Here is a 17830-nt window from a genome sequence, read left to right as displayed (position 1 = left end):
CGGGTTCACCAGGGATGCAGCGCGAGGTCGGCTGGCCCTACGAACGGCCGAACAGCTCGGCAAGGGTGTCGTGAAGTTCGGGATCGGCCAGCACGACAACCTCGTCGCCGGCCTCGAGTTCGGTGTCGCCCCGCACCGGCACCAGGCCGGTAGCGCGGACCACGATGCTCACCCAGATGTCACCGACCCGGTCACCGAGACTTTCCACCGTGCACCCCTGCGCTGCGGACCCCGCGGCAACGCTGAAGCGGTGGACCCCTTCCGGTTCGTCGGCCAACCGGACACCGATCTCCCACGGCTGGGTCTTCAGGGTGCGCATGGGCAGCTGCAACAGCCGGGCCAGACCGGGCACCGAGCCGCCCTGCACCAGCACCGAGAAGACGACAACGACCACGACGATGCCGTAGAGGCGTTCGGCGTCGGCGACGTGAGCGGCCCGCAGGAATTCGCCCAGCAGGATCGGCACCGCGCCCTTGAGCCCGGCGAGCAGTACGAAGGCGCGTTCGTTGCGGCGCAGCCGAACGGGAACGAGGCAGGCCCCCACCGCCAACGGCCGGATTACGACCGTCAGGGTCACCCCGAGGACGAGCCCGGGAATCCAGACATCGGGATGGGTGAGCACGTTGAGATCGACGGTTAATCCCAGCACGGCGAACGCAACGATTTCGGCCATACCGGCCAGGGCCGCGTGAAAGCGCTTGATCTCCGGCTTGTAGGGCGCACGCGCGTCGCCGATCACGATGCCGGCCACGAACACCGCCAGAAATCCCGAGCCGTGGGCCAGCGTGGCGATGCCGTACAACATCAGGCAGCACGCCAGCGTTCGCAGCGGATAGAGGCCCTCGCTCGGCAACGCCACGCGGCGCACGAAGACGAGCAGCGCCCGACCACCCACGACCCCAATGGCCAGACCGATCACCATCTGCGTGACGAATTGCGTTCCGACACTGGCGAATCCGGCCGCGCTGAGACCACCGGCGGCGATCAGGCTGGTCATCAGGGAGATGCCGACGGGATCATTGGCGCCCGACTCGCCCTCCAAGATGGTGCTGCTGCGGCCCCTGATCTCGCGTTTGCCCAGGACCGAAAACACCACGGCCGGGTCGGTGGGAGCGACCGCCGTGGCAACGAGCACCGAAGGAAACCAACCGATTCCGCAGGCGTAGTGCACCACCAGTGCCGCGCCGGCGGCGGTGAGGGCGGTTCCCAGGACGCCGACCGACAGGATCGGGGCGACCGCCGCCCGAAAGCGCGCCGGCCCGATGTGCATTCCGCCGTCGAACAGCACCAACACCAGCGCGATGGTGATCAACCGCTCGACGGTCGGTTCGGACGGCGACTGGACCGCCGGAACGACGCGCACCGCGACGGCGGCTCCGACCAGCACGAGCAAGGGCACCGGGATCTTGACCCGCTCGGTCAGCCGGTTCGCCAGCACCGCCACCAAACCGACAGCACTGCAGAACAAGACGATCAGCGCGTAATGGGCGGTCTCGTTCACGGTGCCGACCCCTTGCCGGGCATGAAGGTGACAGCCACTCGAACCTTCCGATCGCAGACAACGACAACCGCCGACCAGACTTCCCGGCAGACCGCGACGGAGTCTAGCCTGTCGCGAGAATTCGGGTCAGCAGCGCGACGCATTCGGTGTGATGCGTCAGCGGGAACGCGTCGAAAACCTTGATCTGCTCGACGGAATAACCGCGGGCGCGGTACAGGCCGATGTCGCGCGCGAAAGAGGCTGCCTCACAACCGATATGGACCACTCGCGGTACCGCGGCGGCCGCCAACAGGTCGATCACCTCGCGCCCGGCGCCCGCACGCGGCGGATCCAGCACCGCGACGTCTGCGGCGGAGCTTTGCGCGGCCAGCGTCCGGCGCACCGAATCAGTGACGACCTCCACCTGCGGCAGATCCGCCAGCGCGGCCCGCGCGGCACGCGACGACGCCCGCGAGGTGTCGACGGTCAGCACCCGACCGGACTCCCCCACCGCCTCACCCAGCGCGGCGGCGAAAACGCCTGCGCCGCCGTAGAGATCCCAGACCCGCAGGCCGGCCTCCGGCCGCGCCCAGTCGACAACCAGGCCGGAGTACACCCGCGCCGCGTCGCGGTGCGCCTGCCAGAACGCCGTCACCGGCACCTGCCACACCCGCTGTCCGACCCGCTGCGTCGCTTCGTAGGCGCCCTCGACGACTTTGGTCGCGGTCCGGCCACCCTGGCGCAGGGTCCGCACCACATGTCGCGCCCCGTCGTCGTCGATGGCCACGTGCAGCTGCGCGCTCGGGGGCCAGTCGGACTTGGCGCCGGCCCGCGCCAGCTCGTCGAGCATGCCGGCCGGCAGCTGCGCGCAACGCAGGTCGGTCACCAGCTCGTCGCTGTGATAGCGGTGAAAGCCGGGCCGATGGTCGGCGCCCACCTCGAGCCGGACCCGGGTGCGCCAGCCGGTGGCCGCGGAATCGGCGAGCGGTTCGGCGGAGAATTCCGGGTCCGCCCACCTCAGGCCGCCCAGCCGGGCCAGCTGATTGGCCACGACGCTTGCCTTGAACGCGCGGACCGCCTCCGGGCGCGCGAACGCCAGATCACAACATCCGGCGCCGTCCGGCCCGGCGATCGGGCACAGCGACGGAATCCGCTCGGGCGACGAGTCGAGCACCTCGACAGTCTCGGCGTGCCAATAGGTTCCGCGATCGGCGGTGACCCGCACCCGCACCCGTTCCCCGGGCAGCGCGTAGCGCACGAACACCACGCGGCCTTCGTGATGGGCCACGCAGCTGCCGCCGTTGGCGGGCGCACCGGCGACCAGCGTCAGTTCCGTGCCCGACGGTGAGGTTGGCAGCTCTGGCCGCATGGGGTGCACCTCGTCCGGCTCGCGGGTACCGACCGGACTCAATCGAAGATTCCGCGGCGGGCGTCGCCGGGCGCCGCATGCGGTTGCAGCTTCTGCAGTCGCTCCGACGAACTCAACTGCCACGGAACCGACGTCACCATCACGTTGGGCATGAACAACAGCCGGCCCTTGAGCCGCAGCGCGCTTTGGTTGTGTAGCAGCTGCTCCCACCAGTGGCCGACGACGTACTCGGGGATGAACACCGTGACCACCGTGCGCGGCGAATCCTTGCTCACCCGCTTCACGTAATCCAGTATCGGACGGGTGATTTCACGATAGGGCGACGCGATGACCTTCAGCGGCACGCTGACGTTGCTCTGCTCCCAGGCGTGCACCAGCGCGCGGGTTTCCGCGTCGTCCACGCTGACGGTCAGCGCTTCGAGCGCATCGGGGCGGGTGGCGCGCGCGTAAGCCAGCGCGCGCAGCGTCGGCAGGTGCAGCTTCGACACCAGCACCAGCGCGTGGTTGCGGCTGGGCAGCACGACGTCGTGCTGGGCGGCGGCCTGCTCCTCCAATTCGTGGTTGACGGTGGTGTAGTGCTTGCGAATCAGCTTCATGACGATGAACAGCCCGCCCATCGCCACAATGGCGATCCAGGCCCCGGCAAAGAATTTGGTGACCAGCACCACCAGTAAGACCGCACCGGTGGACAGCAGACCCACCGTGTTGATGACGCGCGAGCGCTTCATCTGCCGCCGCGCCTTCGGATCGGACTCGCTGCGCAGCAGCCGGGTCCAGTGCCGCACCATGCCGATTTGGCTCAAGGTGAACGAAATGAACACCCCGACGATGTAGAGCTGGATCAGCGCCGTCACCTCGCCACGGAACGCGATGACGAACGCCAGCGCCGCCGCCGACAGAAAGAGGATCCCGTTGGAGAACGCCAGGCGGTCGCCGCGGGTGTGCAGCTGGCGCGGCAGGTAACTGTGTTGCGCCAGAACCGATCCGAGCACCGGGAACCCATTGAACGCGGTGTTGGCGGCCAGCACCAGGATCAGCGCGGTCACAGTGGCGATCAGCAGGAAGCCGATGTGGAAGCTGCCGAACACCGTCTCCGCCAGCTGGGTGACGAGCGTCTTCTGCAGGTAACCGGCTGGCGCGCCACTGAGCTGCGTGGCGGGATCGTCGACCAGCTGCACATGGATCTGCTGGGCCAGCACGATGATGCCCATCAACAGCGTCACCGCGATGACGCCGAGCATCAACAGAGTCGTTGCGGCGTTGCGCGACTTGGGCTTCTGAAATGCGGGCACCCCGTTGCTGATCGCCTCGACCCCGGTCAGCGCGGCGCAGCCCGACGAGAACGAGCGGGCCAGCAGGAACGCGAACGCGAAGCCGACGATCTGGCCGTGCTCGGCATGCATCGTGAAGGCGGCGGATTCGGCCCGCAACGGGTTGCCCAGCACGAAAATTCGAATCAGGCCCCATCCGATCATCACGACGATGCCGACGATGAACGCATATGTCGGAACGGCGAAGGCCACCCCGGACTCGCGGATCCCGCGCAGGTTCAACGCCATCACAAGCAGGATGGCGGCCACGCAGAACCACACCTTGTTCTCCGCCACGAGCGGGAGCGCGGAGCCGATGTTGGCCATCGCCGACGACGTTGAAACCGCAACGGTGAGAACGTAATCCACCATCAGGGCACTCGCCACGACCAACCCGGCGGTCTCGCCGAGGTTGGTGGTCACCACCTCGTAGTCGCCACCGCCGGACGGATAGGCGTGCACGTTCTGCCGGTAGCTGGCCACCACCACCAACATGACCGCGGCCACCGCGAGCCCGATCCACGGCGTCAGCGCGTAGGCGGCCGCCCCGGCCACCGACAGCATGAGAAAGACTTCCTCGGGCGCATACGCCACCGACGACAACGCATCGGAGGCAAACACCGGCAAGGCGATGCGCTTGGGTAGCAGGGTGTGACTCAGCCGGTCGCTGCGAAAGGGCCGCCCGATGAGCAACCTGCGCGCTGCGGTTGAAAGTTTGGACACGAGAGCCAAGAGTAAGCGTAACCGAGCTTGCCGGTAGCGTTCCGTAGGCGAGAATGTTCCCGAGCAAATCGGCTGGCCAACCCGGTTGCCCAAGGAATGACACGTACCGAACCCACCGAGAGGACCTGAAGTGCGGGTGGTGGTGATGGGCTGCGGCCGCGTCGGCTCTTCGCTGGCCGACGGCCTGTCCCGATTAGGGCACGACGTCGCGGTGATCGACCGCGACAGCACGGCCTTCAATCGCCTGAGCCCCGAGTTCGCGGGCGACCGGGTGCTGGGACAGGGCTTCGACCGAGATGTACTGCTGAAGGCCGGTATCGAGGAGGCCGACGCGTTTGCGGCGGTGTCCTCCGGGGACAACTCCAACATCATTTCCGCCCGGTTGGCCCGCGAGACATTCGGCGTCGGCCGCGTCGTCGCCCGCATCTACGACGCCAAGCGCGCCGAGGTCTACGAGCGGCTCGGCATCCCGACGATCGCCACCGTGCCCTGGACCACCGATCGGCTGCTGGGCGTTCTGACGCGCGAGAGCGAAACCGCCAAATGGCGCGACCCCACCGGCACCGTCGCCGTCGCCGAGCTCGACCTGCACGAGGGCTGGGTGGGGCGTCGCGCCACCGACCTGGAGCAAGCCACCGGCGCTCGGGTGGCGTTTTTGATCCGGTTCGGCACCGGCATATTGCCCGAACCAAAGACCGTCATACAGGCTGGAGATCAGGTGTACATCGCCGCAATATCGGGCCGCGCCGCCGAGGCGGTCGCCATCGCCGCGCAGCCACCCAGCGAGGACCTCGATGCGGGAGCGGGTCATTGAACCCCGTAGTCGGGACTGAGGGGCGGCGGGCATGAAGGTAGCTGTCGCCGGCGCCGGGGCGGTCGGCCGCTCGGTCACCCGCGAGCTCGTCGAGAACGGCCACGACATCACCCTGATCGAACGCAATCCCGACCACATCGACGTCGACGCCATTCCCGCCGCGCATTGGCGGCTGGGCGACGCCTGCGAGCTGAGCCTGCTGCAGTCGGTGCACCTGGAGGATTTCGACGTGGTCGTCGCAGCAACCGGCGACGACAAGGTCAACGTGGTGCTCAGCCTGCTGGCCAAGACGGAGTTCGCGGTGCCCCGCGTGGTGGCCCGCGTCAACGATCCCCGCAACGAATGGCTGTTCACCGACGCCTGGGGCGTGGACGTCGCTGTGTCCACCCCGCGCATGCTGGCCTCGCTGATCGAAGAAGCCGTCGCCGTCGGCGATCTGGTGCGGCTCATGGAGTTCCGCAGGGGCCAGGCCAACCTGGTCGAGATCACGCTGCCCGACGACACCCCGTGGGGCGGCAAGCCGGTGCGCCGGCTGCAGCTGCCCCGGGACGCCGCGCTGGTGACGATCCTGCGCGGGCCGCGGGTGATCGTGCCCGAGGGCGACGAGCCGCTGGAAGGCGGCGACGAGTTGCTATTCGTCGCGATCACCGAGGTCGAAGAGGACCTGCGCAAGCTGCTGCTGCCCGCGGTCGCACCGAACGACTAGTCGCGGGCGGTGTCCGCGTCGAGTGTGGCCCCGGCATCGCCGAGGGCGTCGTCGGCGTCGGCCAGGGCGCGCTGCGCGGCCTTGATCGCCGCGTAGGTCACCAGGGCCGCCAGCGCGGTCAGCGGCCAGCCCATCGCGATCCGAGCCACGCCCAGCCACCCCGTCTGGTCGGCGTCGTACAGAAGCCGTTGCACCACGAACCGCGCGCCGAAAACCAGCGTCCAGCACGCCGTGGCGATGTCGAACGCGTAGACCGCCCGGGGCACGCCGCGCCAGCCCCGGTCGCGGCCGCCAGCCCAGCTCCACACGTAGCCCACCACGGGCCGCCGGATCAGGATCGACGCCGCGAAGACCACCGCCCACATCAGCGACATCCAGATGCCGAGCAGGAAGTAGCCCTTGGATTCCCCGACCACGTAGGCGACCAGCGCGCAGACGGCGACACCGAAGAACCCGGAGAACGCCGGCTGCGTGGATCCCCGCCGGATCAGTCGCCACACCAAGACCAGGGCGGCGACGCCGAGAGCGGACGCGACCGCGGGCAGCAGGCTCCGGACACCGGACACCGCCACGAACACGACGACCGGCAGCGACGAATAGATCAGGCCACTGACTCCGCCCAGCTGTTCCAGCAAGCGGTCGGGGCTGACGCGATTTTCGTTGTTGTCGGGCAGGGTCAACGCTGAATTTCGTAATGCGGGTTGTAGATGGCTTTGGTGCCGTTCTCCAGCTTGCCCATCCGGCCCCGCACCCGCAACGTACGACCCGAATCGATGCCTGGGATGCGGCGTTGTCCCAACCACACCAGCGTGACGGTGTCGCTGCCGTCGAACAGCTCGGCGCGGACGCCGCCGGCGCAGCTCTTGCCGTTACATTCGACGCTGCGCAGCGTGCCCACCATCGTGACCTCCTGGCCACGCTCGCAATCGATGACGCGCTGCGCGCCGGTACTGGCGACCTCGTCCGACAACTCTTGGGAGTCGAGCTGTTCCGGGTCCTCGGTTAACCGACGGGTGAGCCTGCGCAGATAACTCTGGGCCCCCATGGCGACTCCTGACAAATAAAGCTTCGGCGCTTTTATACATGCCAACGGCAACGGTAAACCCGTTGATCCCCCGGTGCCAATTAAGCAAAACGTGATTTTGGACTCCTCTGATCGGGGGGCAGGATCGGGGAGTGGGTGTCGATCTGCGCGGTGTCACAACGGTGTTGCTGCCCGGAACCGGATCCGACGACGACTACGTTCGTCGCGCATTCTCCGGCCCGCTGCGCGAGGTCGGCGCGTTGCTGGTAGCGCCGGCGCCCGAGCCGCGCGGGCTGATCGAGGGGTACCGCCGCGCGCTGGACTCCGCAGTGACGGGAGCCGCGCGCCGGGGCCCGATCTGTGTCGGCGGCGTGTCGATCGGCGCCTCGGTCGCGCTCGCGTGGGCGCTGGCGCATCCGGACCACACGGTCGCGGTGCTCGCCGCGCTGCCGGCGTGGGCTGGTGCGCCCGGATCGGCGCCAGCCGCGCTGGCGGCCCGGCATTCGGCGTCGCAGTTGCGCGCCGACGGTTTGGCGGCGACAACCGCGCAGATGCGTGCGTCGAGCCCACCGTGGCTGGCCGACGAGCTGGCCCGGTCGTGGGGCGGCCAGTGGCCGTACCTGCCCGACGCCATGGAGGAGGCGGCGGGCTACGTCGCCCCGAGCCATGCGGAGCTGGGCCGGCTGACCGCGCCCCTGGGCGTCGCCTCGGCCGTGGACGACCCGATACACCCGCTGCAGGCCGGCATCGACTGGGTGGCCGCGGCGCAGCGCGCGGCGCTGCGGACGGTGACGCTCGATCAAATCGGGGCCGACCCCGCGGCGCTGGGCGCGGCGTGCCTGGCCGCCCTCGGCGATGCCTAATCGACGACCCCGTCAGCCGCCGGTTGTGGTGCGCAGCTGCTGCATGGCCGAACCGTCGGCGCTGCGTCGGGCGGCCGGCTCGGCGGGCGGCGGTTCGGCCTGTCCCGGCTCCTGGGCCTGTTGGGCCGCAGCGGCCGCCCGCAACTGCTCGGCCATCGGCTCAGGCAGCTGCACCGGCAACGGCGTGCGCACCGGCAGCGGCGTGTCACCCCGGCGAACCACGGTGTCGGTCAACGCCGTTCGCGCTTCGGCCTCCAGCGCCTCCATCGTCTCCTGCGGACCGTTGATGACGCAGCGGATCATCCAGCGGTAGCCGTCGACCCCGATGAAGCGGACCACGCCCGACGCGGTGCCGACCACCTCGCGACCCCACGGGCCGTCCTTGATGCTGACTTGCGCCGAGTCGTTGCGCAGCGACTCGGCCAGCTCGGCCGCCACCTCCCGCCACAGGCCGCCGGTCTTGGGCGCGGCGTAGGCGGCGATCGTGAAACGGCCGTTGGGGGTGACGACCCACACCGCGCTGGGCACGCCGGTCTCGGTCAGCTCGACCTGCAGCTGACCCACCTCCGGCATGGGGATGAGCACCGAGCCCAGGTCGAGCCGGGCCAGCTCCGCGACCGCGGGATCGTCGAAATCCTCGATGTCGAACGGCCCCTCGAGTTCCTCGTCGAATTCCTCGTCGACCGGGTCGGCCGCCTCGACCGGTTCTTGCGTGTCGTCGTTGTTGCCTGAACGCTTACCGATAGCAGCCATCTGCGTCATTCTCCCCCGCAACCGGGTGGGGTTCCCACCTCATCGCGCCTCCTCAGTCGAATCGTCATCAGCGCTCACAAACTCGCATGCCCGCCGGAGGAACCGTGGCCGCCTTCACCACGGGACGTCTTGGCCAGCCCGGTCTCGTCGAACGACGAGACCTCGACCAACTCGACCAACTCGACCCGCTGCACCAGCAGCTGGGCGATGCGGTCACCGCGATGCAGCTGAATCGGCTCAGCGGGATCGAGGTTGATCAGGGCCACCTTGATCTCGCCGCGGTAGCCCGCATCGATTGTGCCCGGGCTATTGACGATCGAAAGTCCGACGCGCGACGCCAATCCCGAACGGGGGTGCACCAATCCGACCATCCCGTACGGGATGGCGACAGCGACACCGGTGCGCACCAGGGCCCGCTGGCCCGGGTCCAGCCGGACGTCTTCGGCGCTGTACAGGTCCACTCCGGCGTCACCGTCATGAGCGCGGCTGGGCAGGGGCAGTCCGGGATCGAGGCGGACAACTTTGAGTTCACTGGCCAGACTGGTCGACACGGGGCCACAGACTACCCTTGACCGCGTGTCAGATACGCGCGTCGCGCCGCACAGCGTGCGATACCGCGAGCGGCTCTGGGTGCCCTGGTGGTGGTGGCCGCCGGCCTTCGCGCTGGCGGTGCTGGTCTCTTTCGAGGTCAACCTGGGTGTCAAGACGCTGCCCGAGTGGGTGCCGTATGCGACGTTGTGCGTCGTGGCGGCCGGGGCGCTGTTGTGGCTCGGCCGCGTGGAGATCCGGGTGACGGCTGGCGAGGGCGGCGTCGAGTTGTGGGCCGGGGCCGCGCACCTGCCGGTCACCGCGATCGCCCGGTCCGCCGAAATCGCGCGTTCGGCGAAGTCGGCGGCATTGGGCCGGCAACTCGACCCGGCGGCCTTTGTGCTGCATCGCGCGTGGGTCGGACCGATGATCCTCGTGGTCCTCGACGACCCCGACGACCCGACCCCGTACTGGCTGGTGAGTTGCCGCCACCCCGAACGGGTGCTGTCGGCATTGCGCAGCTGACTTACGCCGCGCAGTCCGTACAGATCATCACGCCGTTCTTCTCGCTGGCGAGACGGCTGCGGTGTTGCACCAAAAAGCAGCTCGAGCAGGTGAACTCGTCGGCCTGCTTCGGAATAACGCGAACCGACAGTTCCTCCCCGGACAGGTCAGCACCAGGCAGTTCAAAATTCTCCGCGGTCTCGGATTCGTCGACGTCGACGACGGCCGACGCCGCTTCGTTCCGTCGTGCTTTGAGCTCCTCCAGCGAGTCTTCCGAGACGTCGTCCGTCTCGGTGCGCCGTGGGGCGTCGTAGTCGGTAGGCATTCCAAATCCCCTCACATGCCTGCGTTACCTCAAGCAACGCTTTGTACCAGCGTCGAACGCATCCACCAAATGATTCGTGCCCGGATCGCCGGTCGGATGGTTGTGATTTGCGTCACACGTCCGATTTGACCCCGGCGTTCGGCCTCAAGCAGCGGGTTTGCGTGCAGCTAGAGTGCACGTGTGGTCGCGCAAATCACCGAGGGTACCGCCTTCGACAAGCACGGTCGCCCGTTCCGGCGACGCAACCCCCGGCCCGCCATCTTCGTGCTGGTCTTCCTGGTGGTGGTGACGGGCGTGATCTGGATCGTCGCACTGACGCGGCCGGCGAAGATCCACGAAGTCGAGGCGTGCAATCCGCCACCGCAGCAGGCGGGTTCGGCGTCGCCGGCCCAGCTCGGCGAGCAGGTGTCGCGCTCGGCGATGGCCGACGTCTCGCCGGCCAAACTCGCCGACACGAAGGTGCGCGTCCTCAACGCCAGCGGCCGGGGCGGGCAAGCCGGCGACGTGGCCGGAGCGCTGAAGGATCTGGGCTTTGCCCAACCCACGGCGACCAACGACCCCGTCTACGCCGGCACCCGGCTGACCTGCCAGGGCCAGATCCGCTTCGGAACGGCCGGGCAGGCCACCGCGGCCGCCGTGTGGCTGGTGGCGCCGTGCACCGAGCTGTTCAACGACAACCGCGCCGACGACTCCGTCGACCTCGCGCTGGGCACGGAATTCACGTCGCTGGCTCACAGCGACGACGTCGACGCCGTGCTCGCCACGTTGAAGCCGGGCGCCACCGAACCGTCAGATACCGCGCTGCTGCAAAAGATTCACTCCAGCAGCTGCTGACTCAGTCCAGGATCGGGTCCAGGCCGTCGAATTCGGCCAGGGCTGCCAGCAATTGGTCGGCGACCCCCGGCGCGGCGGCCACCACCAACCCGGCCGCTGATCTCCCCGAGCCCGATTCGTCAGGGGCGGGCACCACGACGCGAGCCCCGGCCTCGGCCGCGATCAGGCCGCCCGCCGCGCGATCCCACAGCTGCAGCCCGTGCTCGTAGTAGGCATCCAGCCGGCCGGCCGCGACCATGCACAGGTCAAGCGCCGCCGAACCGATGCGGCGCACGTCCCGCACTGCCGGCAGTAGCCGGGCCAGCAGCTCCGCCTGCCTGGCACGGCGCCCGGTCGAATATCCAAATCCGGTGCCCAACAATGCCATTGACAAATCCTCAACGTCGGAGCAGCGCAGCGCGTGACGACCGTGGGCGTCGGTGACGTGGGCGCCGAGCCCGAGCGCGGCCGAATACACGCGGCCGCCGACGACGTCGGCGACGGCACCGGCCACCGACTCGCCATTGCGTTGCGCCCCAATCGATACCGCGTAGGCCGGGATGCCGTAGACGAAATTCACGGTGCCGTCGACAGGGTCGAGCACCCAGGTGACCGCGTCGGCGGACGTGGCGGACGGATCGGCCGGCCCGCCGCCCTCTTCCCCGAGAATCGGTTCCCCAGGCCGTAATTCGGCCAATCGGTCACGCAGCAAGCGTTCGGTCTCGGTGTCGACGACGGTGACCGGATCGGTCGGTGTGCTCTTGGACCGCACCACGTCGCCGTCTCGCGCCTGGTGGCCGCCGGCTCGAACGCTCGAGATGCCGAACACCTCGGCGCGGCGGCGCCGCACGAACTCGGCCGCCTCCGCGGCCAGCGTCTCGGCCACCGAGCGCAGCCCCGCCGGCCGGTCGTCGGGTTGCGTCACCGGTCTATCGCATCACACAGGCGGCGGTCGCGGGGACCGGACCGATCGCCCGCCCGCTGACCGCCGGGCCGCCAGCTAAGGTGAGGGGCAGCCAAATCCCGCCGAGGAGACCCATGACCAGCACCGACTCGAGCACGGATACACCCGGCCTGGACAACGCCTCTGGCGCGGGACAACGTCGCGGCTTCGGCATCGATGTCGGCGGCAGCGGAATCAAGGGCGGCATTGTCGACTTGGACACCGGGGCGCTGATCGGGGATCGCTACAAGCTGCTGACCCCGCAGCCCGCCACCCCGCCGGCCGTGGCCAAGACCATCGCGGCGGTCGTCAACGAATTCGGCTGGACCGGTCCGCTCGGCGTCACCTACCCCGGCGTAGTCACCCACGGCATCGTCCAGACGGCGGCCAACGTGGACAAGGCGTGGATCGGGACCAACGCGCGCGACATCATCGCCGCCGAACTCGACGGCCAGCCGGTGACGGTCCTCAACGATGCCGACGCGGCCGGTCTCGCCGAAGAGCGCTACGGCGCGGGCAAAGGCAACTCGGGGCTGGTCGTGCTGCTGACCTTCGGAACCGGAATCGGGTCGGCGGTGATCCACAACGGCAAACTGATACCCAACACGGAGTTCGGACATCTCGAGGTGGGCGGCAAGGAGGCCGAGAAACGCGCGGCCTCGTCGGTCAAGGACAAGAAGAAGTGGAGCTTCGAGCGGTGGGCAAAGGAGGTGACCAGGGTGCTGGTCGCCATCGAGAACGCGCTGTGGCCCGACCTGTTCATCGCCGGCGGCGGCATCAGCCGCAAGGCCGACCAATGGGTGCCGCTGCTGAAAAACCGCACCCCGGTGGTCGCCGCGGACCTGCTCAACACCGCCGGAATCGTCGGCGCGGCGATGGCGTCCACCACCGACGTGACGCACTGAATTTTCCCCGCTAGGCGGGTACTAGCGCGCACTGTCGTTACAATGGTTCACGGCGACGGCCCGACTGCCAGTGTGCGAAGGTTCACGCTGATATCCACGCCGACATTCGACATAGCAGACACTTTCGGTTATCCATGCCCAAACCCACCGAAAGTGAGTCCGACCGAAGGGGTGTAAGTGGCAGCGACCAAGACCAGTCCGGCGACCGATGAGCCGGTGAAGCGCACCGCCACGAAGTCCCCCGCCAAGCGGCCGGCGGCAAAGGCCGCCAACGGCGCCGCCCCCGCGAAGCGTGCCGCCAAGGCCGCGCCGCGGGCCGCCGAAGCGGACGGCACCGAGAGGAAGACCCTGGCCGCGGCCAAGAGCGCCGACGCCAAAGCGCCCACCGCCCGGGGCACGAAAGCCGCCAAGGGCGATCCCGACGCCGAACCCCTCGACGTCGACGGCGCCGCCGAGGATCTCGACGGCGAACCCGATCTGGAAGTCGAGCCCGGCGAAGACCTGGACATCGATGCCGGCCTCGTCCTCGACGACCTCGAGGACGAGGCCGAGGGCGAGGACGCCGACCCCGAGAGCACCGACGACGACAGCGACGAGGCCGAAGCCGCCCCGGCCGCCAAGGTCGCCAAGGCACCCGCCGAGGAGGACGAGGAGATCGCCGAGCCGTCCGAAAAGGACAAGGCCTCCGGGGATTTCGTCTGGGACGAAGACGAATCCGAGGCGTTGCGGCAGGCCCGTAAGGACGCCGAGCTCACCGCGTCCGCGGACTCGGTGCGCGCGTACCTCAAGCAGATCGGCAAGGTGGCACTGCTCAACGCCGAGGAAGAGGTCGAGCTGGCCAAACGGATCGAGGCCGGCCTGTATGCAACCCAGCTGATGACCGAGCTGGTCGAGCGCGGCGACAAGCTGCCCGCCGCCCAGCGCCGCGACATGATGTGGATCTGCCGGGACGGCGACCGCGCGAAAAACCATCTGCTGGAAGCCAACCTGCGACTGGTGGTCTCGCTGGCCAAGCGCTACACCGGCCGCGGCATGGCCTTCCTGGACCTGATCCAGGAAGGCAACCTAGGCCTGATCCGCGCGGTCGAGAAGTTCGACTACACCAAGGGCTACAAGTTCTCCACCTACGCCACCTGGTGGATCCGCCAGGCGATCACCCGGGCCATGGCCGACCAGGCCCGCACCATCCGCATCCCCGTGCACATGGTCGAGGTGATCAACAAGCTGGGCCGCATTCAGCGCGAGCTGCTGCAGGATCTGGGCCGCGAGCCGACCCCCGAAGAGCTGGCCAAGGAAATGGACATCACCCCGGAGAAGGTGCTGGAGATCCAGCAGTACGCCCGCGAGCCCATCTCGCTGGACCAGACCATCGGCGACGAGGGCGACAGCCAGCTCGGCGACTTCATCGAGGACAGCGAAGCGGTGGTGGCCGTCGACGCGGTGTCCTTCACCCTGCTGCAGGATCAGCTGCAGTCGGTGCTCGAGACGCTCTCGGAGCGCGAAGCAGGCGTAGTACGGCTGCGCTTCGGCCTCACCGACGGCCAGCCGCGCACGCTGGACGAGATCGGTCAGGTGTACGGCGTGACTCGTGAGCGCATCCGCCAGATCGAATCCAAGACGATGTCAAAGCTGCGCCATCCCAGCCGTTCTCAAGTGTTGCGCGACTACCTGGACTAGTTCCTGGGTGTTCACCCGTCATTCGGCCGTGCGCAATTCGATGCCCAACGCGCCGGTCGTCGGCTCCCCCACCGATGCCCCGTCCTTCTCCCGCCTCCGGCGCAACTGAATCGATTGTCGGGCAAACGTTCTCGCGATCGCGTGAGCGCGTCGGCCCGCGCGGACCACAGTGATCGCATGACAGCCAGGCGCCGGCTCGTCTCCTCCGGGTCCGAATTCGAGTCGACGGTCGGCTACTCGCGTGCCGTACGGATCGGCCAGCACGTCGCGGTGGCCGGCACCACCGGCACCGGAGCGGACATCGCCGCACAGACGCAAGATGCGTTGCGCCGCATCGAGATTGCGCTGCGCCAGGCGGGCGCGGCCTTGACCGACGTGGTCCGCACCCGCATCTACGTGACGGATATCTCGCGCTGGCGCGACGTCGCGGCCGTGCACGCGCAGGTCTTCGGTGACATCCGCCCAGTGGCCACCATGGTCGAGGTCTCGGCGCTGATCGCACCCGAGCTGGCGGTGGAAATCGAAGTCGACGCCTATGTCGCCCCATCGGACTGAGGCCCCACGGCGGGAGCGAAGGTGCCATCCGCACCGGGCCGGTAGGCGGTGACCCGCAGCACCGCACGCACCGGCAGCGGACCGTACAGATGCGGGAACAACATCGACTCCGGATCCGTCGGCACTCCCGGTTCCCAACGCACCGGCGCGTCCAGCCGGGCCGGGTCGATGTGCAGCAGGACGAGGTCGTCGCGACCCGCAAACAACCGGTTCGCCGGCAAATGCACCTGCTCGGGTGTCGACAGGTGGATGAACCCGGCGTCGCCGCCCGGACCGGGCGCATCGGGTGTGATGAGACCCCTGGTTTGAGCGCGCGACCAGTCGTCTATTCCACACATGTGCATCAGAATGCCGGGGACGGAAGCCACGGTCGGCAACCCTAAACGCCTCGTCGGCGCGTTGCGAAAAACTCGTGAGAAACGACACACCCGATAACGATCGGGGAACAACGCGAAAACCCCATACGTCTGAGACAGTGAATGAACGAGAACGGGAGAAGCCAATGACCGCAACTTTGACCAGTCCCGAGTTGACTAGAGCCGACCGTTGCGATCGCTGCGGCGCCGCAGCACGCGTCCGAGCCAAGCTGCCCTCGGGAGCTGAACTTCTCTTTTGCCAGCATCATGCCAACGAGCACGAAGCGAAACTGACCGCATTGGCCGCCGTGCTGGAGGTCAGCGGAAGCTAGGTGTGCCCAACTCGCCCGCGCCACAATGTGAGGCGTGCGAGTAGTCTTCGGTAATGCTGGACCCCTATGAGTGACCAGGTTGCCGCAAAGCCGTCACGCCATCACATCTGGCGCATTTCGCTGAGAACCCTTTCGAAAAGCTGGGACGACTCGATCTTCTCGGAATCGGCGCAAGCCGGTTTCTGGTCGGCGTTGTCGACGCCGCCGCTGCTGCTGGGAATGCTGGGCACGCTGGCCTACGTGGCACCGCTCTTCGGGGCCGACGCGCTCCCGAGCGTCGTGCACAGCGCCATCTCGGCGGCGCACAGCTTCTTCTCGCCCAGCGTCGTCAACGAGATCATCGAACCGACCATCCGTGCCATCACCGCGCACGCGCGCGGCGACGTGATCTCGCTCGGTTTTCTGCTGTCGCTGTGGGCGGGTTCGTCGGCGATGTCGGCGTTCGTCGATTCCGTCGTCGAGGCCCACGATCAGACGCCGCTGCGCCACCCCGTCCGCCAGCGCTTCTTCGCGCTGTTCCTGTACGTCATGATGCTGGTCGTGGTCGTGGTGACCGCGCCGATCGCCGTGATCGGGCCGCGTGAGGTGTCCGAACACATCCCCGTCGGCTTGGCGAACGTGCTGCGCTACGGCTACTACCCGGCGCTGGTCCTCGGCTTGATGTTCGGGGTCATGCTGTTGTACCGGGTTTCACTGCCCGAGCCGCTGCCCACGCACCGGCTCGTCTTCGGCGCCGCGCTGGCTACGGCGGTGTTCATCATCGCCACGCTGGGCCTGCGGATCTACCTGGGCTGGATCACCAGCACCGGCTACACCTACGGCGCACTGTCCACGCCGATCGCCTTCTTGTTGTTCGCCTTCTTCGGCGGTTTCGCGATCATGCTGGGTGCCGAGCTCAACGCCGCGATCCAGGAGGAATTCCCCGCGCCCCGAACCCACGCCCACCGGTTGCGCAACTGGTTGATGTCGCGTTCCCCGGCGCTACAAAAGACGATGGAGACCCTCTCGAACCCGGTCACGACGAATCCCGTGACGCAGCAACGCGAGGCAGCGACCGCCGAGCCGCCGGCCTGATCAGCCCTTCTTGAGCCGCTCGTAGATCTGCTTACAGTCCGGGCACACCGGCGAGCCCGGCTTCGCGGCCTTCGTCACGGGAAACACCTCACCGCACAACGCGACCACGTGGTTGCCCAGCACCGCGCTTTCGGCGATCTTGTCCTTCTTGACGTAGTGGAAGTACTTCGGGGTGTCGCTGCCGGTCCCGTCGTCGACGCGTTCGTCGGTCTCGGTGCGTTCGATCGTCTGGGTCTGCATACCCCATATTGTGCACTGGAGGCGGCGCCACAAAACCGGTTGAGCCGGAATCGATCACGTATGGGACAGTGGAGGGATGAAACGGAACTCCGATCTGGGGTTCGACGACAACGGCCGGCCAGTCCTCATCACGGCCGCCGAGCCCTCGTATGAAGAACAGCATCGCGCGCGGGTGCGTAAGTACCTGACGCTGATGTCCTTCCGCGTGCCGGCGCTGATCCTTGCCGCCGTCGCCTACGGCGCGTGGCACAACGGCCTGATCTCGCTGGCGATCATCGCCCTGTCGCTGCCGCTGCCCTGGATGGCCGTGCTGATCGCCAACGACCGGCCGCCCCGCCGCGTCGACGAGCCGCGGCGGTTCGACGACGACCGTCGGCGCACTCCGCTGTTTCCCAGGGCCGAACGGCGCGCAATCGAGGCGCCGCAACCTCCGTGGGCGCAGCAGCCTCCGCCCGGGCCCGGGCACGGCGTCGGTTCCGACTAGCCGTCGCTTCGCTGCACTTCTCAGGACATTCTCAGGTCCTCGGCGCATTTGT

22 protein-coding genes are annotated in these 17830 nt (G+C 68.1%); 11 read left to right on the top strand and 11 right to left on the bottom strand.

All coding sequences use genetic code 11. The features are described 5' to 3' along the window. Window positions 1-37: 37 nt before the first annotated feature. From MSG_RS09110 to MSG_RS09100, 3 genes are all read right to left on the bottom strand, one after another. Window positions 38-1501: a cation:proton antiporter domain-containing protein gene (locus MSG_RS09110; RefSeq protein ID WP_096438958.1), complete on the bottom strand. Its 1464-nt coding sequence runs from the start codon at window positions 1499-1501 to the stop codon at window positions 38-40. Window positions 1502-1604: 103 nt separating this feature from the next. Further along, entirely contained in the window at window positions 1605-2849 is a 1245-nt protein-coding gene (locus tag MSG_RS09105; protein ID WP_096438956.1) for a class I SAM-dependent RNA methyltransferase, read from the bottom strand. A gap of 38 nt (window positions 2850-2887) precedes the next feature. Further along, window positions 2888-4882: an APC family permease gene (locus MSG_RS09100; protein WP_096438954.1), complete on the bottom strand. Its 1995-nt coding sequence runs from the start codon at window positions 4880-4882 to the stop codon at window positions 2888-2890. A 130-nt stretch (window positions 4883-5012) separates the two neighbouring features. On the opposite strand from MSG_RS09100, the gene MSG_RS09095 reads away from it, so the two are divergent. Together MSG_RS09095 and MSG_RS09090 are read left to right on the top strand one after the other, a co-directional pair. After that, window positions 5013-5696 carry a potassium channel family protein gene (locus MSG_RS09095; protein WP_096438952.1) on the top strand — a complete coding sequence of 228 codons (684 nt, stop codon included), beginning with the start codon at window positions 5013-5015 and terminating at the stop codon, window positions 5694-5696. Between the two features lie 31 nt (window positions 5697-5727). Further along, window positions 5728-6402 (top strand): potassium channel family protein, encoded by a 675-nt coding sequence (locus MSG_RS09090; RefSeq protein WP_096438950.1) that lies wholly within the window; start codon window positions 5728-5730, stop codon window positions 6400-6402. On the opposite strand, the gene MSG_RS09085 is transcribed toward MSG_RS09090, so the two are convergent. Both MSG_RS09085 and MSG_RS09080 read right to left on the bottom strand, forming a co-directional pair. Further along, a complete protein-coding gene (locus MSG_RS09085) occupies window positions 6399-7076 on the bottom strand; it encodes a DUF3159 domain-containing protein (protein WP_096444269.1) in 678 nt (225 codons plus the stop codon). The two genes, MSG_RS09090 and MSG_RS09085, sit on opposite strands and share 4 nt — an antisense overlap. 2 nt (window positions 7077-7078) lie before the next feature. Then, window positions 7079-7447: an OB-fold nucleic acid binding domain-containing protein gene (locus MSG_RS09080; protein ID WP_096438948.1), complete on the bottom strand. Its 369-nt coding sequence runs from the start codon at window positions 7445-7447 to the stop codon at window positions 7079-7081. A gap of 131 nt (window positions 7448-7578) precedes the next feature. Between MSG_RS09080 and MSG_RS09075 the strand changes: the two genes are divergently transcribed. Further along, on the top strand, window positions 7579-8289 hold the full coding sequence (locus tag MSG_RS09075; RefSeq protein ID WP_096438946.1) for a hypothetical protein: 711 nt from the start codon (window positions 7579-7581) through the stop codon (window positions 8287-8289). A 12-nt stretch (window positions 8290-8301) separates the two neighbouring features. Here the strand turns inward: MSG_RS09075 and MSG_RS09070 are convergent, their stop codons facing one another. Beyond that, on the bottom strand, window positions 8302-9042 hold the full coding sequence (locus tag MSG_RS09070) for a DUF3710 domain-containing protein (RefSeq protein WP_096438944.1): 741 nt from the start codon (window positions 9040-9042) through the stop codon (window positions 8302-8304). 74 nt (window positions 9043-9116) lie between these two features. Then, on the bottom strand, window positions 9117-9581 hold the full coding sequence (dut, locus tag MSG_RS09065) for a dUTP diphosphatase (RefSeq protein ID WP_373421129.1): 465 nt from the start codon (window positions 9579-9581) through the stop codon (window positions 9117-9119). 37 nt (window positions 9582-9618) lie between these two features. Between dut and MSG_RS09060 the strand changes: the two genes are divergently transcribed. Then, window positions 9619-10095 carry a DUF3093 domain-containing protein gene (locus MSG_RS09060; protein ID WP_096438940.1) on the top strand — a complete coding sequence of 159 codons (477 nt, stop codon included), beginning with the start codon at window positions 9619-9621 and terminating at the stop codon, window positions 10093-10095. 1 nt (window position 10096) lies between these two features. Here the strand turns inward: MSG_RS09060 and MSG_RS09055 are convergent, their stop codons facing one another. Further along, entirely contained in the window at window positions 10097-10399 is a 303-nt protein-coding gene (locus tag MSG_RS09055) for a DUF4193 domain-containing protein (RefSeq protein WP_007774871.1), read from the bottom strand. Between the two features lie 180 nt (window positions 10400-10579). On the opposite strand from MSG_RS09055, the gene cei reads away from it, so the two are divergent. Continuing rightward, on the top strand, window positions 10580-11233 hold the full coding sequence (gene cei, locus MSG_RS09050) for an envelope integrity protein Cei (RefSeq protein WP_096438938.1): 654 nt from the start codon (window positions 10580-10582) through the stop codon (window positions 11231-11233). 1 nt (window position 11234) lies between these two features. Here the strand turns inward: cei and MSG_RS09045 are convergent, their stop codons facing one another. Continuing rightward, window positions 11235-12137, bottom strand: a complete 903-nt coding sequence (locus MSG_RS09045; protein ID WP_096438936.1) for an inositol monophosphatase family protein — start codon at window positions 12135-12137, stop codon at window positions 11235-11237. Between the two features lie 113 nt (window positions 12138-12250). Between MSG_RS09045 and ppgK the strand changes: the two genes are divergently transcribed. From ppgK to MSG_RS09030, 3 genes are all read left to right on the top strand, one after another. Further along, window positions 12251-13060 carry a polyphosphate--glucose phosphotransferase gene (gene ppgK / locus MSG_RS09040; protein WP_096438934.1) on the top strand — a complete coding sequence of 270 codons (810 nt, stop codon included), beginning with the start codon at window positions 12251-12253 and terminating at the stop codon, window positions 13058-13060. Window positions 13061-13237: 177 nt separating this feature from the next. Further along, entirely contained in the window at window positions 13238-14737 is a 1500-nt protein-coding gene (locus MSG_RS09035) for an RNA polymerase sigma factor (RefSeq protein WP_096438932.1), read from the top strand. A 177-nt stretch (window positions 14738-14914) separates the two neighbouring features. Continuing rightward, on the top strand, window positions 14915-15292 hold the full coding sequence (locus MSG_RS09030; protein ID WP_096444265.1) for a RidA family protein: 378 nt from the start codon (window positions 14915-14917) through the stop codon (window positions 15290-15292). Here MSG_RS09030 and MSG_RS09025 read toward each other — a convergent pair. Beyond that, the gene (locus MSG_RS09025; RefSeq protein ID WP_096444267.1) at window positions 15271-15636 is read right to left on the bottom strand and encodes a DUF952 domain-containing protein; all 366 of its coding nucleotides are present in this window, start codon (window positions 15634-15636) and stop codon (window positions 15271-15273) included. The genes MSG_RS09030 and MSG_RS09025 overlap by 22 nt on opposite strands. A 158-nt stretch (window positions 15637-15794) precedes the next feature. Between MSG_RS09025 and MSG_RS09020 the strand changes: the two genes are divergently transcribed. Both MSG_RS09020 and MSG_RS09015 read left to right on the top strand, forming a co-directional pair. After that, window positions 15795-15980, top strand: coding sequence for a DUF7455 domain-containing protein (locus MSG_RS09020; protein WP_096438930.1), 186 nt, complete (start codon window positions 15795-15797; stop codon window positions 15978-15980). A 66-nt stretch (window positions 15981-16046) separates the two neighbouring features. After that, entirely contained in the window at window positions 16047-17054 is a 1008-nt protein-coding gene (locus MSG_RS09015; RefSeq protein ID WP_096438928.1) for a YihY/virulence factor BrkB family protein, read from the top strand. Here the strand turns inward: MSG_RS09015 and MSG_RS09010 are convergent, their stop codons facing one another. Then, window positions 17055-17294, bottom strand: coding sequence for a DUF3039 domain-containing protein (locus MSG_RS09010; protein ID WP_181159141.1), 240 nt, complete (start codon window positions 17292-17294; stop codon window positions 17055-17057). Between the two features lie 76 nt (window positions 17295-17370). On the opposite strand from MSG_RS09010, the gene MSG_RS09005 reads away from it, so the two are divergent. Further along, on the top strand, window positions 17371-17778 hold the full coding sequence (locus MSG_RS09005; RefSeq protein ID WP_096438926.1) for a DUF3099 domain-containing protein: 408 nt from the start codon (window positions 17371-17373) through the stop codon (window positions 17776-17778). The last annotated feature ends 52 nt before the right edge of the window (window positions 17779-17830 follow it).

Origin of the sequence: Mycobacterium shigaense, from assembly GCF_002356315.1 — a bacterium.
Lineage (GTDB): Bacteria > Actinomycetota > Actinomycetes > Mycobacteriales > Mycobacteriaceae > Mycobacterium > Mycobacterium shigaense.
Note: the sequence above shows the minus strand (reverse complement) of the source record. Positions and strands in the feature narration are given on the sequence as shown.